The organism is Streptococcus anginosus subsp. whileyi MAS624, assembly GCF_000478925.1.
Classification (GTDB): Bacteria; Bacillota; Bacilli; order Lactobacillales; family Streptococcaceae; genus Streptococcus; species Streptococcus whileyi.
This window is the reverse complement of sequence record NZ_AP013072.1, coordinates 415,388-432,908: the sequence shown is the minus strand read 5'-3', so window position 1 is coordinate 432,908 and position 17,521 is coordinate 415,388. Positions and strand designations below refer to the sequence as shown.

The 17,521-nt window shown below is 36.9% G+C and carries 15 protein-coding genes and 1 pseudogene; 3 read left to right on the top strand and 13 right to left on the bottom strand.

Features of this window, described 5'->3' with window-relative positions:
- Positions 1-14: 14 nt before the first annotated feature.
- The 9 genes from ANG_RS02300 to ANG_RS02260 form a co-directional block, all read right to left on the bottom strand.
- On the bottom strand, positions 15-665 hold the full coding sequence (locus ANG_RS02300; protein WP_020999824.1) for a DUF6287 domain-containing protein: 651 nt from the start codon (positions 663-665) through the stop codon (positions 15-17).
- Between the two features lie 141 nt (positions 666-806).
- Positions 807-1,346, bottom strand: a complete 540-nt coding sequence (locus ANG_RS02295; protein WP_003037787.1) for an SH3 domain-containing protein — start codon at positions 1,344-1,346, stop codon at positions 807-809.
- Between the two features lie 139 nt (positions 1,347-1,485).
- Positions 1,486-3,600: a GBS Bsp-like repeat-containing protein gene (locus ANG_RS02290; RefSeq protein ID WP_003037735.1), complete on the bottom strand. Its 2,115-nt coding sequence runs from the start codon at positions 3,598-3,600 to the stop codon at positions 1,486-1,488.
- Positions 3,601-4,008: 408 nt separating this feature from the next.
- The gene (locus tag ANG_RS02285; RefSeq protein WP_003037768.1) at positions 4,009-4,833 is read right to left on the bottom strand and encodes a sensor histidine kinase; all 825 of its coding nucleotides are present in this window, start codon (positions 4,831-4,833) and stop codon (positions 4,009-4,011) included.
- A gap of 119 nt (positions 4,834-4,952) precedes the next feature.
- Positions 4,953-5,888, bottom strand: a complete 936-nt coding sequence (locus ANG_RS02280) for an IS30 family transposase (RefSeq protein WP_020999450.1) — start codon at positions 5,886-5,888, stop codon at positions 4,953-4,955.
- Positions 5,889-5,964: 76 nt separating this feature from the next.
- On the bottom strand, positions 5,965-6,375 hold the full coding sequence (locus ANG_RS11180) for a hypothetical protein (protein WP_003038906.1): 411 nt from the start codon (positions 6,373-6,375) through the stop codon (positions 5,965-5,967).
- 21 nt (positions 6,376-6,396) lie between these two features.
- Entirely contained in the window at positions 6,397-7,137 is a 741-nt protein-coding gene (locus tag ANG_RS02270; protein WP_003038927.1) for a response regulator transcription factor, read from the bottom strand.
- A 131-nt stretch (positions 7,138-7,268) separates the two neighbouring features.
- Positions 7,269-7,907: an SGNH/GDSL hydrolase family protein gene (locus ANG_RS02265; protein ID WP_003038917.1), complete on the bottom strand. Its 639-nt coding sequence runs from the start codon at positions 7,905-7,907 to the stop codon at positions 7,269-7,271.
- Positions 7,907-8,737: a Cof-type HAD-IIB family hydrolase gene (locus ANG_RS02260; protein WP_003038886.1), complete on the bottom strand. Its 831-nt coding sequence runs from the start codon at positions 8,735-8,737 to the stop codon at positions 7,907-7,909. Before ANG_RS02260 ends, ANG_RS02265 begins: the two co-directional genes overlap by 1 nt.
- Positions 8,738-9,100: 363 nt before the next feature.
- Between ANG_RS02260 and ANG_RS02255 the strand changes: the two genes are divergently transcribed.
- Positions 9,101-10,246 carry a cobalamin-independent methionine synthase II family protein gene (locus ANG_RS02255; protein ID WP_025271613.1) on the top strand — a complete coding sequence of 382 codons (1,146 nt, stop codon included), beginning with the start codon at positions 9,101-9,103 and terminating at the stop codon, positions 10,244-10,246.
- A gap of 499 nt (positions 10,247-10,745) precedes the next feature.
- Here the strand turns inward: ANG_RS02255 and ANG_RS02250 are convergent, their stop codons facing one another.
- Together ANG_RS02250 and ANG_RS02245 are read right to left on the bottom strand one after the other, a co-directional pair.
- Positions 10,746-11,132 (bottom strand): VOC family protein, encoded by a 387-nt coding sequence (locus ANG_RS02250; RefSeq protein ID WP_003038936.1) that lies wholly within the window; start codon positions 11,130-11,132, stop codon positions 10,746-10,748.
- Complete coding sequence (locus tag ANG_RS02245; RefSeq protein WP_020999826.1) at positions 11,122-12,561, bottom strand: glycoside hydrolase family 1 protein; 1,440 nt, start codon at positions 12,559-12,561, stop codon at positions 11,122-11,124. The genes ANG_RS02250 and ANG_RS02245 overlap by 11 nt, the downstream gene beginning before the upstream one ends.
- A gap of 111 nt (positions 12,562-12,672) precedes the next feature.
- Here ANG_RS02245 and ANG_RS02240 point away from each other — a divergent pair, with 111 nt between their 5' ends.
- Both ANG_RS02240 and ANG_RS02235 read left to right on the top strand, forming a co-directional pair.
- Positions 12,673-13,542 (top strand): AraC family transcriptional regulator, encoded by an 870-nt coding sequence (locus tag ANG_RS02240; protein ID WP_003038853.1) that lies wholly within the window; start codon positions 12,673-12,675, stop codon positions 13,540-13,542.
- A 14-nt stretch (positions 13,543-13,556) separates the two neighbouring features.
- Positions 13,557-14,066, top strand: coding sequence for an HXXEE domain-containing protein (locus ANG_RS02235; RefSeq protein WP_020999827.1), 510 nt, complete (start codon positions 13,557-13,559; stop codon positions 14,064-14,066).
- A 79-nt stretch (positions 14,067-14,145) separates the two neighbouring features.
- Here ANG_RS02235 and ANG_RS02230 read toward each other — a convergent pair whose 3' ends face one another.
- Both ANG_RS02230 and ANG_RS02225 read right to left on the bottom strand, forming a co-directional pair.
- Positions 14,146-15,411 (bottom strand): CapA family protein, encoded by a 1,266-nt coding sequence (locus tag ANG_RS02230; protein WP_003038912.1) that lies wholly within the window; start codon positions 15,409-15,411, stop codon positions 14,146-14,148.
- 159 nt (positions 15,412-15,570) lie between these two features.
- Positions 15,571-17,493, bottom strand: a pseudogene (locus ANG_RS02225) (beta-glucoside-specific PTS transporter subunit IIABC).
- Between the last annotated feature and the right edge of the window lie 28 nt (positions 17,494-17,521).

Sequence of the window (17,521 nt, the reverse complement as noted above, 5' to 3'; positions counted from 1 at the left end):
TTATTTCTATAATCTTAATTTCTGTAGAAAGGATGTGTATTGGCATTTTCATCTTGCCCACTCAAAATCCGGTCTGTATTAGAAACCTGTCCCGTAACAGGATCAGCTACACCAGCAGGAACCACAATAAAAGCAGCACCACCTACTTGAGCGTCTTTAGGATAAATCGTTCCCCAAAATGTGTTCGCGACTATTTTTTCAGAAGTAAGACCATACTCTCTTTTCTCACCTGCAAAAGCAGCTTGACCATTAGAATTAATGGTAATACTTTTTCCCAAGTCATTACTCCAAGTTCCTGAAATTGTTGAAAAATCACCACTAGCAAGAGCGTTTACGTCAACTGTAGACTTTGCTTCTGCTGCAGGAGAAGTATTACTATCGGCGTTAGTTGCACTTGAAGAGGGTTGAGTAGTTGATGATTGAGCAGGTGACATCTGTTCACTAGCAGCAGATTGAGTACTGTCCCCTGCTTTTTTATTACTACTCGCGTTAGCAGTCATCTTTTTCTTAGCTTTAGATGATTTTGCTTTTTTAGAACTACTTTGTGCAGTCTTTACTGTCGAATGGTCATTCGAATCACTTTTTGTTTCATTTTTATGGCAAGCGCTCAGTAAAAGCAAAGAGCACAACATAGTTATACTTGCTAATTTATATGAATTTTTCATTGTATTTCCTTTCTTTTTCAGGAATCCTTAAATTCCAAAATCATTATACAACTTTGTTTTGTAAAAATTAACACATTTTATAAATGTTTGTAATTTATTTGTAATATTTCTCTTGTCCAAGAAAAAAGGTTAACAATATCTTTAATGTTTTACATCTGAATAGGCTATGTAGTAACGCTTAGACTCTGTTCCATTAGAAACTACAAAACTATACCAATTTTCACCGTTTTCAAAAACATACTGATCCCAATCAACATTTCCTTTAGGATAAGTATAGGCAACTTCGCTTGATTTATCTGGTGAAGCATAAACTGGCGTGTCTTGGTACAGTTCAAGAGTTCCAGAGGTTACTTGAGTACCTCCTCCTTGAGATTGAACAATTGAAGGAGTAGAAGATTGCTGACTACTTGCACTATTTTGGCTATTTGAATTACTAATCTCTGATGATTGAGCATTTGTAACCGAATTGTCTTGCTCTTTATCAGTTGTTTTATTATCATTAGTAGACGTTTTGTTATTTTGAGAAGCTTTTGTCTTTTTAGAGCTACTACTTTTTGTTGTTTTCGTTGTTTTTACTGAATGTCCATTTGTCCCACTTTTGACTTCGTGTTTATGACAAGCACCAAGTAAGAGCATAGAGCACAACATGGTTACACTTGCTAATTTATATGATTTTTTCATTGTATTTCCTTTCTTTTTCAGGAATCTTTAAATTCCAAAGTCATTATATAACTTTGTTTTGTAAAAATCAACATATTTTAGAAATATTTGTAATTTATTTGTAACATATGTGTATTTCCTATTTTCTGCCTTTAGAAAATTAGGCAATGCTGATATATCGACGATTGCCTGAGAAGGAAAGGTAACTAATCCAATAATGTCCATCTGCAAATAGAACTTTATCATAATTAACTGTATTTCCAGCTTCATAATAAGCTAATTCAGGAGAAGAAATTTTAGGCTCTGCTTTAATACTAAATCGTCCTGTAAAAGTATAAACTCCTCTGTCAGGTATAGCAGGTTTTGTGATAAAGTGTACGTCTGTTTTTGTACCAGTAACACCAACTAATTTACCATCGTTTTGGACATAATATAAATGGATATTGTACTCTCCTTGGTAATTTTTATGATCACTTGCACGAACTGAAACTTTATAAGTGCCATCGTTTTGTTTAGTGGCTCTATACCAAATAATATCATCTTGACCATTTTGACTTGCCCAAATAGGTACTTTAACTTCTTTTACACCATTCGGACTAGCAACATTTGAAATAACTACATCAAATGTCCCTGTTTGATTATTCTTATTTTGTATGTTAATAGTTCCTGTAAGAGTAACTGCTGGAGTTTGTACTTCTGCAATTGTCGTTTTGGTGCCACCTACACCTATTTGTTTACCATTGTCTATAACGTAATAAAGATGGATATTATATTCCCCACGATTATTTTTATGATCGTGAATATTTACAGAAACTTTATAAGTGCCATCATTTTGTTTAGTAGCTCTATACCAAATAATATCATCTTGACCATTCTGAGTAGACCAAGTTGGAACTTGTACTTCTTTTAAACCACTATTACTTGATACATTTGTGATTACAACATCAAAAGTTCCTGCTTGATCATTTTTATTTTGTATGTTAATTGTCCCTTTGACAACTGGAGTGGTTGGTGTTGCAATTTTATTTATAGCAATATAACGACGGTTCCCTGAGTAAGATACATACGAAATCCATTCATAATTATCAGCAATTAAAGTCTTATCATAAGTTACACTATAACCATTATCATAATAAGCAAGGTCTGGACTAGATATTTTAGGTTCTGCTTTGATTCCTTTACGGTCTGTAAAATGATAGGTTCCTGAAGAAGGTAATGTACCTCCTGTATTAGGTTTTGTAGGTTCACTAGGAGTTGAACCACCAGCAAGATCTTTAAAATGGATATAACCACTAAATGCCGTTTTAGAAACCGTTCGAATGTGATAATTATGTGTATATCCATAGTTATATTCTTCAATTTCTACATTATTTCCAATAACATTTGATACCCAAGCAACATGACCATAGGAGCCATCATCTAGCCAAGCAACCGAACCCTTTGCAGGATTCATATCAACTCTGTAGCCCTCTCGTCTTGCACGTCCGCCCCATTGTCCTCCATTACCATAGGCTCCAGGAAGTTCAAAATGATTTACTGAGCTAAGACGATAAGCAGTAAAAGAGGTACATTCTCTTGTGTATAATCTCCACTTATCAATGTGTCTATTATTAGGATCTACACTATCATGTTTCCATGGATAATCATCACCTCTTGCCACCGAACCATTATTTATAGCTAGAGCATGTCGTACTATTTTGGGAGTAAAGGTAGGCTTTGTTACCATTTCTTTTATTTCACCCGAATTTTCATCAACAAGACTATCATCCTTTGAGATGCGAATATCTTTTTTCTGAATAGAAGAGGTAGTACTTGATGATATATCTTTGTTAGAATCATCAGTCTCTTTGACTTTAGTACTTGACATAGAGGTTGTTGAATTATTTTTAGACTCTACACTGTCATTAGGTGTAGAAGTTGAAGATAATACCTCATTTTTTGATATCGAGACATTTTCAACTGGTTTAGTTTGAATTGTGCCAGCTTTTTCCTCATTTTTAGATTGAGTATTATCAATTACAGAAGTTGTATCTGAGTTATTCCTATCTACTACCGAATTATTGTTAGTGCTATTTTCGGAATTAGAAGTCATTGTTTTCCCATAATGAGAAGACATAATCTCTGTGGTAGTCGAAATGGTAGCCGTTGAGTTCTCATCGGCTGAAACATTAGTGATACCAAACAGAAAACATCCTAATAATACAGATGCAACACCAAATGAATATTTTCGGATTGAAAAGCGTTGAACTTCTTTATTACAATTTTGATTCTTCATAATTACTATTTCTCCTTTATATGGTTAGATTCAATATTTATCACTAATATGGACTTGATCGATTCTGATACACTTTTATTGCCTTCATTTACATTTTATAAACTGATTGTAGCTTAACTTCACTCATTTGAAAGAAATTTGTCAAAGTCTGTCATTATTTTGTCATATTCTGTAATAGTTCTAGGAATTTATTTACCAGTTATGACAAAATACAAGCCAATTGTGACAATGGTCTTCTATTTTCTTTAAATTTCGATAGAATAAATACAAGGAGGTGGATTTCTTATGAATGCAATTGATTGGTGGAAACTTTTAAATGGGAGACATTAATCATCTGTTATTTACCTATTCTCACTAAAATAAAAATACTTACAACTAAGTATGTAAGTATTTTTATTTCCTAATAATTTATCTCATTTCAATTGTCTGTCTAAAATGAAAATCCTTGCTTTGCGTAATAATGGATACATTAGGATATTTTTTCAATATATTTGCTACATTATATAAACCAATTCCCCGATCTTTGCCTTTTGAAGAAAAACCACATAAAAAGATATCTGATGTATCAATCTTTGCAACATCCGTAGTATTTTCTATAATCAAGACATTTGTATTACCACTATTAAAAAGAGCTACCGTTATTTCCGAACTCTGTGCTAACTGAGCTCCTTCAATGGCATTGTCCATTAATATTGAGAGAATTGTAACAAAATCCAACAATTCCATTTGTGACTCACTGAAATCTTTTTCTGCTTCAACGCTAATGTTTATTCCTTTACTTTGTGCTTCAAGTAACTTTGCGGATAAAATGCTTTTAACTGCTTCATTTTTTACTTTTATTAAATTGGTAATATTATATTTTGGATTTTGAAACTGCTCCGTGGTTTTTGACAAGACTGAATTATAGACGCTAGATATAATATCAATATCGCGATTATCAATCCCTGTTTTTATACTACTTAAAATATTTATATAGTCATGCCGAAAATTCCTTAGTTCATTATAAAGCGATTCTATTTGTCGATTATAATTTGCTAAATCTTCTAATTGCCTATTCTTTTGATAAATAATCTCCTCCTCTAATCTATCTTTAAAAGTTGTATTTATATAAATCAACATTATTAAAAACAAAATAGTATAAATACCAATTAAATATTGTCGATAAAAAATCGCAGAATTGATAACATCTTCAAAAATTAACAATATTTGCAAAAGAATAAAATATACAATCATTGTCAAATTAATTAAACATAAAAAACGATTTAAGTATTGCTTTTTAAAACCTTGTTGTAAATTTTTAAAATCAATCTTTAAGGATTTTATAAGATAAATTGCAAGAATAAGTGCAACATTTACTCGTACTCATCCACTAGAGCTTCACAAGCAGTTCTGTAAGCTAAACATTTTCGTGGTCGGTGATTGATATCATATAAGGCCTTGTTCAAAGCCTCATCAGAGATAGCGGCTAAATCTGTTTTCTTTGGAAAATATTCTCTTAGTAAGCCATTGGCGTTTTCATTGCTTCCTCTCTGCCAGGATGAATAGGCGTCCGCAAAGAAAAAGGAAATTCCTAAATTCTCTACCAGAGGATAGCAGGCAAACTCTTTTCCCCTATCTGAAGTGAAGGTTTTAAGAGCCTCTTTTGGAAATAGCTTATAAAGTTGTTCGATGGCTGAAAACATGGATTTGGCTGTTCTGTCTGGTATCTTGAAAGCTAAGTAAAAGCGCGTTTTTCGCTCCAGAAAGGTCGCTAAACAGCCCTTGCTTTTGCCTCTGGAAGACACCACAGTATCGAGCTCCCAGTGACCAAAGGTCTCACGATTCCTGACCTCTTTAGGACGTTTGGCAATCGATGTGCCAATCCTAAATCTTCCACGTGTTTCTTTAGGTTGTCGAGTTTTTCCTTTACGACGAAGGACACTCAAATCCAGAGCAATCAAACCAGCATAGAGCCAGTTATAGATTGTTTTAAAAGCTACCATCGGCCTTTGTTCAAGCTGATAGCGGCCACAAATCTGTTCAGGCGACCAGGAGGATTTTAAACCGTCCTCAATTTCCTTTTTCAACGTTGGTGTCAAACGAGACTTCCGACCTTTTTGCTTAGCCCTGTGGTCATACTGTTCCTGTGCTAGGGCTGCGGAGTAACCATTTTGGCATCGTCTTAACTCTCTTGAAATGGTAGACTTATGGACGCCAAGTTTACTTGCAATTTGGCAAGGTTTCAAACCTAATTCCAAGTAGGTTTCTATCTTTATTCGGTCGGTTATGGTAAGATGGAAGTAGCTCATAGTTTTTCCTCGGGATTCTGTTTGTGTGGTTACTTACAGTTTACACCAATGAAACGCTATGAGTTTTTTTGTTGCACTATATTTTACAATTTATCATAAGAAAATAGTAAGTTGGGAAAATCAATAATTCAATTAATAATGAGAAATATCCACTACTAGCTGTTTCTCTCATACTAACTCCCAATAATGGAAAAACAAAAAATGTTAATATTCTGTTAAAAAGACTTTCTACAACAACAGGATATAAGCCATAAAAGATATCTAACATCCTATTGTGAAAATCATTTCGATACAAAGAATATAACACCAAAAAAAGTAACGTTACAAAATAAGCAATCACAGGTGCAATAAAAAACAGAAAACGAAGTAATAATGGTGCAAAAATAAACCACTTTTTACTCAGATTTACTCCACTCACTTGATGAAAAATCAATAATAGAATCACAATATGAATGAAAAATGTAATATTATATAATACTTCTCCCATAATCTCTCCAACTTTATCAAGCTATTGAAGTTTTTTTATTCTATCTATCAACCCTTTTAATCTCATCCTTGATACTAAACAATATTCATTATCTTCAAAATATACTTTACCATTTTCTTTATCCACTTTTAAAATATTTTCAAGATTTACCACATAAGATTGATGACATTTATAAAGTCTTTTATCTACTTTTTCAATTTCTGAAATACGAGCATAAAACTCCATTCTCTCATTTTTTGTATGTAAAATAACTTTATGAATCGTTGGCGATGTTTCAAAATATAAAATATTATGAAACGGCACTTGGACCATAGCTAATGAAGTTTCAAAATTAAATGAATCTTCAATAACTGTACGACCTTGCTTTTCTATCACAGTATTGATAGCTTCTTCAACATGTCTAGAAAACGCTCTTTCATCTAATCCTTTATCAATAAAGTCGAGAGCCGCAACTTTATACTGAAAAATTATAGGCATAAATTCTGAATGGGTTGTTACAAATACAATTGTTGCATTTGGATCTTTTCTTCGAATTTCTTCTGCAATCTCAAACCCTCTTTTTGATTCATTTTTTATTTGAATATCTAAAAAGAAAAGTTGATGTGAACCTCTTTCTGTAATAGATTCAAGTAGTTGATTGGGTTTCCCATAAATATGAATACGACGATATTTCCAAGAATTTTTCTTCATAACCTCTTTTATCGTCCTCTCCATTCTAGATTGTTGTACAAAATCATCTTCTAGTACAAAAATAGTTATCATTTCTCTCTCCTTATTAATTCTAATGTATAAAATAATCAGATAAAGACATTATAATATAAATAAAAAACGAATAAACTAAAATGTCATAGCTGGTTGTTATAATGTCTCATTTGGATAGAGTAATGTTTAGGTTATATTAAGTTTTTATTTTGTAAGTAGCCTGCCAACACTTGGTATCCCGCAACGGTCAAATGCAGTCCATCAGTGGTGAATGCTTCTTTTAATTGTCCTGCTTCATTCAGCAGATTGTCATAGACATTCACAAAGGTCACACTCATATAAGCAGAAGCTAACTCTTGATAAGCATGATTGAGGGCTTGAATTTTTTGATTGCTTCTTCGATGAACGCGCTTTTTATAAGTAGCGGTTTCATTGACTGGTAGGACAGATAAAAGACAAACTTCTGCAAGAGGATAATTCCTAGCAATCGTTTGGATGATACTTTCCACATTTTTTACTGTTTCTTGCTGGGGGATTTCCTTGCCAATATCATTGGTACCGATAAGGAGAAAGACCTTATCAACTGCCTGCCCAAATAAAAGAGATCCTAAATGCTCTAGCAACAAATCGGATCGATAACCTCGAATTCCACGGTTTATTAGCGTTTTTGACGTTTTTAACAACTCATGTAATGGAAAATACTCTACGATAGAATCTCCCAGAAAAAGTACATCGGGATCTTTGACGGATATACGATTCAAATCTTGGTACTTTTGTCTGACCTGCTCTTGCTCATTCAAAAGCCATTCATCTAATAATTGGACAGCCATTAACTCTCTCCTTTGCTCAAATAGCTCTCTAATACTGTCAGGACACCCGCCTCTGTATTTGCTGGTGCAAGGTGATTGGCAACTGCCTTGGTTTTAGGATCTGCATTCTCCATAGCATAGGAAATGCCTGCTAATTGTAGCATTTCAATGTCATTTTCACTATCTCCAAAGGCCATGATTTCCTGCTCTTGAATTTCCCATTTTTGCATCAATTGCTCTAACCCCCAAGCTTTATGGATTCCTTTTTGCAAAATGTCAATCGCTCCATAGCCGCTTGTGACTGCATTTAATGTGTCTGCGAAATCCTGATTGAGCTGTTGAGTAGCCTGAACTGCTACTTGCTCGTTTACCACCATACTCATTTTCAGAACTTGTGGAAAATCGTCTGAATGCAATGTTTCGACAAAGTTTATCTTTTGATAAAATTCTTGCGCCATTTCTGCTGTCATGACTTTTTCAATCATAGGAAAAGTTGTCCCCGTTTTGACAAAGGCACCATTTTCAGCTGTAACAACTAAGTGTACATCGCGTTCTCTCCCTTCAAAATAAGACAAAACCTGTTCCACCAAGTCCGGAGACCAACATGTGCCTAACAATATCTCGTTTTTATCAAAAATCCGCGCACCGTTTGCGGCAATCAAGGTCACGCGCTCCAGCAAATCACCAAATAACAAGCGCATTCGGTGAATTTCATTGCCCGTTGCCACCACAAACCGCATCTCCCGCTTGTCCAGCTCATCCAATATATTTTTCAACCGACCTCGATCGAATTCCCCTTTTTCATCTAAGAGCGTTCCGTCCATATCGGTCACAACCATCTTAATTGTCATGTTATCACCTTTAACAATCATTCATTTCAAATTCAAATCCCAACGTTCATTTATTTCATGATGTACAACTATCCTTTTACCATTTCTGTAATTCCGCTTGGATAATGCAGGACAGGATTGGCTACATTTACATCCTATTCAAAAGGATTATAGCACATTTAAAAAATATCAAAATAGTAAACAAACCTTTTTCTTCTATTTTACCAAAAAAGAGGGGTGAAGAGGAAACAATTGTATTCAAGCAAGGACTGGTCTTTTCGGGTATAGTTTTAAACTATATCCCTTCCTCTAAATTAACTATTTTTCAAAAGTGCTTAGCTTGTGTACAATAAAAAGTAAGAAATTTAGAAAGAGGCTTTTGACATGACACAATCAAAATTCCAACTCGTTGGCTCCTTACTCCGCCCAGCCAACCTACTTGCCTACAAAAATAAAATCGAACATCGTGATGATATTCAGTATCCTTTTTATGATAGTTTTCCGGGTTATCGTGAAACAGAAACAGCAGAGATTAAAAAGGTCATTGCTGATGAAAAGGCAAATGGTATTGATATTTTGACAGATGGTGAATATTCTAAGTCCATGTGGCATTTAGATTTTATTTGGGGACTTAAAGGTATTGAACGTTACATTGCAGACCACGGCTACACTTTTAAAGAACATGATGGCGGACAGTACGAAACACGTAAAGACATCGGTATTCGCATTACCCAGCCACTTTCAGGTAAAAATCATCATTTTTTAGATATTTACAAACTGCTCAAGGAAGAAGCTGGTGATACGCAAACAAAATTAACGATTTGGGGACCTGCGCATGCTTATACTGAACTGACTATCTTTGATAAACTTGCTGGTGAAGGGCAAGTTTACAAAACCAATGACGAATTAAAAGCTGGTCTTATCAAGGCCTACAAGGAATTCTTGACAGAATACAAAGAAGCTGGCGGTGAGATTATTCAGTTTGATGACTGCCTTTGGGAACTTTTCGACGAATCAAATCCTGCTTCGTTTTTTGCTGATGGCAATGCTGCGCTGGCTGATTTAGCTGATGAATTCATTGAGATCAATAACGAAGTAGCTGATTACGGTCATCAATTAGGACTGAAAGTTTGGACACACAACTGCCGTGGAAATTATGAAAGCCGTTCGGCATCAGGCGGAACTTATGAAGCCATTGCGGAAAAATTCTTGCGTGATCAACACTATGACCGCTTTTTCTTAGAATGGGACAGTGATGTATCTGGTGATTTGAAGGCTCTTGCTTCTCTTAAAGATAAAGATGCTGAAGTTGTTCTTGGACTTCTTTCTAGTAAGACAACTGATCTAGATGATGAAGAACGTGTACTTCGTTTATTAGAACAAGCCAGCACCATCCTTCCTAAGGAACGTTTGCTGCTGTCACATCAATGCGGTTTTGCTTCCTGCGATTCAGGCAATGAACTAGCTATTCCACAACAATGGGCTAAAATCAAACAAGGTCAAGAAATCGCTAAGAAGTTTTGGGGTTAAGTTGTACGCGACGACAGCTCTTGTGACTATTTAGTGATCCCTTATAAAACGTGAGACAAACTTCTTTTTGAGGTTTGTCTTTTTTGACCTTTGGCAATAAATACGACTGAAAAGGAGGAAAATCAAAGCGATTTCTCTATTTGGAAAATTTTTAAGGTAAAAATAACAGAGAACTGCACTTGCATATTTTCTTTCTAATAATGTCTATGTTACAACTTTCAGTTCATTTGTTTAACACAAAAAAGGAGGTTGAAACAAAAATTCCCAGCCTCATGTATTTTATCGTTCAGCTTGCAAAACGCAGTGGTTAGTTGGATAACCTTATCCCTGACTATACCGGCGATAGTGGCTACCCTAACCATCTGTGCGGAGGTGGGAGTAAAACAGTCCAGTGAACTGTTTTAGGTCAGCAACTAGAAACTAGGACTTGCTGAAAAATCAAATTCTTCGAATAATTGATTTCTGTCCCACTCTCTATTTATAAGGAGCAAATTATCAATTATACGGTCAACTCAATCTGATTGCCTTCTAAACCCAGAATGCAGCTTTCATAGTAACCATCACCTGTCAGGCGTGGACCGCTTAAAAGTTGATAACCATCTGCTTGGAGCCTAACTGTCAATTCATCTACCTTTTCCTTGCTTCCTAGACTGAAAGCTAAATGATGATAGCCCAAAAAGAGAAGTTCTTGGTTGTTCTCTGCTAAACCTTCCTTTCGAGTCATGATTTCCAATCTCGCCCCTTCGTCAAAGCTGAGGAAGTAAGACTGAAAACCTGTTTTTTGATTATGGTAAAGCTGATTACTTTTCGCTTCAAAATAGGTTTCAAAGAAGCGTTTAGTCCCTTCTAAATCTCGAACATAAAGGGCTGCGTGCTCAATCTTCATAGAGTTTTCCTCCGTTCGTTGCAATGACTTCTTTGTACCAGTCAAATGATTTCTTCTTGTAGCGAGCCAAAGTCCCTGTTCCATCGTCGTTTCGGTCAACATAGATAAATCCGTAACGCTTGCTCATCTGAGCTGTTGAAGCAGACACGAGGTCAATACAGCCCCAAGTGGTATAGCCCCAGAGCTCAACACCATCTTCAATCGCTTCGCCGACCTGTTGCAAATGTTGTTTAAGATAATCAATACGATAATCATCTTCAACAGTTGGACCATTAGGACCATCTACCAAGACATCTTTAGCACCGAGACCATTTTCTACGATAAAGAGTGGCAACTGGTAGCGGTCATAGAAAGCATTGAGAACTAGACGCAGACCAATTGGGTCAACTTGCCAACCCCATTCAGAACTTGCCAGATAAGGGTTTTGCAGACCACCTAGAACATTTCCACGACCAGAAGAATAACTTTCTGGGTCATGAGCTTGAACCACACTCATATAATAAGAGAAGGAGATGAAGTCCACGGTATGTTCTGCCATCAATTTCTTATCACCCGGCGCAAATTGAATCTTGATTCCATTTTCCTTGAAAAAACGGTTCATATATGCTGGATATTTACCACGCGCATGAATATCTGAAAAGAGATAATTCTGATTTTCAAACTCACGGGCAGCCAGTACATCCTCTGGTTTTGGCGTCATCGGATAAGTCGGCATAGCTAGCACCATACACCCAATCTTAAAATCTGGATTGATTTCATGCCCAATTTTAGTTGCAAGAGCTGATGCCACTAGTTCGTGATGAACAGCTTGATAAAGATCTTGTTTGGACAATTCTTCTACTGGAGTTGCAATCCCTCCACTCATAAACGGCGCATGTAAAACAGAGTTGATTTCATTAAAGGTCAACCAATAGTTCACCTTGTCTTTGTAACGAGTAAAGACGGTACGAACATAGCGCTCATAAAAGCCAATCAAATCACGATTTGCCCAACCATTATACTGACGCGCCAAATGCAAAGGTGTTTCATAATGTGACAAAGTCACCAAAGGTTCAATGTTATATTTGGCCAATTCATCAAAAAGGTCGTCATAAAACTTTAGACCTGCTTCATTTGGCTCCGTTTCATCACCATTTGGAAAAATCCGTGACCAAGCAATAGAAGTACGATAAACCTTGAAGCCCATTTCTGCAAAAAGGGCAATATCTTCTTTGTAACGATGATAAAAGTCAATTCCTTCCAATTTTAGGTTATCAGCTGTTGGCTTATCTGTAATCAAAGGATTGAGATCACCTGCATTAGCTGGTATGCCACCTTTTGGCGTCACATCTTGAACCGAAAGACCTTTACCGTCCACATCGTAAGCACCCTCGTATTGATTGGCAGCTGTTGCACCACCCCAAAGAAAATCTGCTGGAAATTTACCCATGGCTTCTACCTCTTTTATTTTTTACTCAATTATATTATAATCTTAAGAAAGAATATTTTCTAACACAATTCTTCTATAAATTGGTATTATTCTACGAAAGAGGCAACACTTATGGATCTGGGAACATTACATAAAGATATCGTTTACAAAAACCAAGGTACTCCGTACTCTCTCACACGAACCATTACCCGAAATGGTCAACCAGACATTCTCTTTCATTGGCATACGGATATTGAACTGATTTACGTCCATGAGGGGACAGCACAGTTTCACATTGATTATGATTACTTTAATAGTGAAGCAGGTGATATTATCCTTATTCGTCCCAATGCCCTTCACTCGATTCACCCGATTGAAAATCGCCGCCATTACATGGATGCTCTCAACTTTCATTTGGATTTGATGGGCTATTCTACTATGGATCAAGCCAGTATTGACTATTTGCAGCCACTTTACAATGGACAATTAGATTTTGTACACGTCATCAAGCCCAATCAACCAGCCTATACAGACATTCGGCAATGTTTACTTGATGCTATGAAAATAGGCTATTATCGTACAAAATATTTTGAATTTCAACTCAAAGCCCAGCTCAATCAACTCTTTTATCTTTTATTTGAAAATGGTTATGTCATTTCAAAAGAGCAAACCTTAGAAGGCTATCGCAAGGAAGAAAAAATCCGTACCATTATTGACTATATCAGCGCTCATTATCAAGAAGAGATCACTATTGACCAACTTGCCAAAATTTGTGGTTATAGCGATACGCATTTCATGAATTTCTTTAAAAAACATTTGGGGGTGTCTTGTATAGAATATGTGATTCAATTTCGCTTGCGAAAAGCGGCTGAACTCTTGCAGCATTCTACCTTACCCATCTTAGAAATTGCTACACAGTCTGGCTTTAACAATCTCTCTAACTTCAATCGGCAGTTTAAAAAGTATTACCAACTAACTCCTAGTCAATATCGTAAAAAATAACAAAGAAGCATTCAATGAAAGATACTATCTGGTTGTTTCCGATGCTGTTCATTTTTCATGATTTAGAAGAAATCATCGGCTTCATGCCGTGGATAGAGCGGAATGAAAAACTGCTGGAGAAAAAAGCTGCCTTCATTCTAAATACCCACAAAGGCTTATCCACAGAAGGTTTCGCGCTAGCTGTGGCAGAGGAATTTGTCGTGGTATCCCTCATTTCTTTCTTTGCTCTTTTTTACCACACCCGCCTACTTTATCTCATCTGGCTGGGAGGATTTGTGGCTTTTGCTCTTCATTTGGTGACTCATATCCTGCAAGCTATCTGGCTTAGGCGCTATATCCCAGCTCTTGCGACCTCTATCCTATGCTTACCAGTTAGCAGTATTATCATTTGGAAAACCACCACTTTACTTCATATCAACACAATTGAACTTCTTGTTTTCAGTCTCATTGGCGTTCTCATCATTATCAGCAATCTCTTTTTTGCACTCTGGTTAGGTAAACAGTTTTCCAAGCGGATGAGCTAGAACCACTTTAAAATATTCAAAAACGCTTAAACGTCGTCTACAGCAAGACTCATTTAAGCGCTTTTTATTTTAATCTCAACTATTCGTCCCATTTCAAATTTACATGCTCCTTCATTTCCTGATAAGCTGTGTCAATTCGTTCTTTGGTGGCTTGATCTAATTTATCACGGTATTTTCCACCTTCAATGAAATCTTCTAAAATATAGGTCTGATAGGTGTAGAGAGGATAGCCTTCTGGTGAATACGTTCCTTTCGCCACACGACTCACCCAACTCGGATGTGCCTGTACATCCTTGATAATCGTCCCTTTCTTTGATTTTTCAACCGTCACGTCCATAAGCACGCCGCGCTCTGTCCATTTCTTATTTTCCACACCGTCCATCGTCTCAATTCGCTGATTGGAGATGAAATTACCCATAGAATAGATAATGAATTTCTTTTGTCCATTTTGTGTGACGACTTCTGACGGCTCAACGACATGCGGATGCCCGCCGAAAATAATATCCGCTCCCCACTCAATCATCTTATGATAAAGAGTTTTTTGCTCCTGTGTCGGTTCCAATTGATATTCAACCCCCATCTGAGGCATGACAATGGTAATGTCTGCCTCTTTTTCGGCTCGCTCAATTTCTTTTTTCATCTTTTCTTCATTTAAATCTGACAAATGATGATTGTAGTCTGCCTGAGAGAGGTTTTCTTCCAAACCATTAAATCCATAAGAATAAGCTAGAAGTGCAATTTTAATCCCATTTACTTTTTTAATGACAAGTGATGATTTATCCCGATTTTTATGAGTATAGACCCCAATCGGTGTAATTCCGTGCTGCTCAAATGCTTTTGCCGTTGAAAAAACACCTTCCAATTGAGAATCCAAAATATGATTGTGTGCCAAATCCACCACTTGATAACCAGCATCTTTGATAGCGGATACCACCGACTCTGGCGCATTGAACAGCGGATAGCCTGCCAAAGGATAATTTGGTCGAATCGTCCCCTCGAAGTCTCCTAATACCAAGTCCGCTTTTTTCAGCCAAGGTTTGACATATTGATAGTTTTCTGTGAAATCATACGTTCCGTCTGACTGTAAAGCACTCATATATAGAAGGTCATGATACAGCAAATCTCCATTTGCCATGATACGAGCCGTCTGTACACCGTTTTGGGAAGAAGACGTTTTTTCCTTTTGTACAATACTTGTTTTTGTCGGCTTTGCCTTAATCTTCATGCTATCGTTTATTTTTTCAGCTAATAAAATCACACCTGCTACTAAAAACACTACGCAAAGCAAGCCTAAAATAAACTGCCAATTAGTTGCTGACTGTATTTTTCGTTCTGATCTTTTCATGTTCCATTCTCCTCTATCTACATTGTAGCACAAAGAAGCAAACATGACGCAGGAAATGATAAATAATAAAAAGGACAAAGCATGCTTGTAGTAGCTCTAGTTGATTTTTTCGACCAACTGTTTTGGAACTCTACAAATTTTGCTTGTCCTTTTCTTAGATTATTTACTTACTTTCAGCAAATCATCGCCTAGTTTCACATCGCCGCCAGCTAATGCTTCAACTGTCTTATAATCAGCTGTATTGGTTACAATGATTGGAGTTGTAACAGGATAACCTGCTTTTTTGATAGCATCTATATCAAAGCTTAGCAATAATTGACCCGCCTTGACCTTTGAGCCTTGAGTAACATGTGCCATAAAGCCTTCTCCTTCAAGAGCGACTGTATCCATACCTACGTGAATCAAGATTTCAGCGCCATCATCAGTCGCTAAACCAATCGCATGGTTGGTTGGGAAAAGCAGACGAATCACACCGTCAGCAGGAGCGACAACTTCACCAACGCTAGGTTCAATTGCTACACCTTGACCCATTGCGCCACTTGCAAAAACAGCATCAGGTGTGTCTTCAAGTGCGACCACTTTCCCACTAAGCGGAGCTGTGATAACCTGTTCAGGAGCAATCTCTTCAACTGGCTGATTGATTTCTTCAGCAGCGACTTCTTGTGCCCCATCATAAAGAGTTGGAATTTTTGTAAGTTGGGTCAATACAAATCCAAGAACAAAACTGATTGCAATTGCTACAAGGAAGTGAATGAGTAATAGTGAATCTTTTGGATCAATGAAAGACGGAATCGCAAAGAGCCCCATTCCACCCATTACTTGCATTTTGGCATTAAAGAAAGCGAGATAAGCCCCTTGAACCGCACCAGCAATACAAGTCACAATAAATGGTGTTCGCATTGGCAAGGTAATCCCGTAAATAGCTGGTTCTGTTACCCCAAACAAAGCTGAGATAAAGGCTGGAATAGCCAACTGTTTGACTTTTTCTTCTTTTGTACGCAAGAAGATATTGAGCAATGCTCCTGCTTGCGCAAAGCAAATAGCAATGGAAGCTACAAGAATGACACCTGGTCCTTTTTGTAATTCCAAAATTGCAAGCGGCACCAATCCCCAGTGGAGACCGAACATAACCAGCACTTGCCACAAAGCACCCAGAATAATTCCATAAATAATTGGGCTGAAGCTATAAATACCTGTGAAAATAGCACCGACTATATCAGAAGCTCATGTCATGACTGGTCCAATGACAAGAAATGATAACGGTACCGTGATTAAGATAACAAAGAATGGAACAACAAAGACTTTGACAACATCTGGAATAATTCGTTTAAAGAATTTTTCAATTTTTGAGCCGACCCAAATTGCTAGAATGATTGGTAATACAGTTGATAGATAACTAGAAGCAGGGAAGATAATCGGCAAACCTAAGAAAGTTGCGTAGATTTTTGACTCAATAAAAGTTCCTGCAAATAGCGTGTAGAGTGGTTTAGCAGCTGTAAAGCTAGCTGCGATATTGGGATAAACCAAGGCAAAGCCAATCGCAAGCGCTGTGAATTTTTCCATTTTAAACCGCTTAGCAGCAGTCAAAGCCAGAATCAATGGTAAGAATTGGAAGAATCCGTCACCAGCGGCATTTAAGATGACATAAGCACCGTCTGTCGACTTAACACCACAAGCTGCCATAATGGCAACTACACCTTTGATCATACCAGCTGCAGAAAGAGCTCCCAGCATTGGTTGGAAAAGTCCTGACACCAAAGCGATAAATCGGTCAAAGAGATTGCCTTGCGGAACATCTCCCTCATCCACATCAATACTTCCCTCACCAGAAATACCTGCTTCCTTAATGACTGCCGCATACACATCTGGCACGTGGTTCCCAATCACCACTTGGTATTGTCCACCAGCTTTTACAACCGTTACAATACCGTCTCTATTTTTCAAGTATTCCGTATCTGCCTTGCTCTCATCTTTCAGAGAAAAACGCAAACGCGTCACACAGTGCACTAACTTGATGATATTTTCCTTACCACCAACGTGAGCAACAATATCCTGAGCTAAGTCAGTATAATCTTTTGCCATAATGGACCTCCTTTATTTTTTAGGTCAG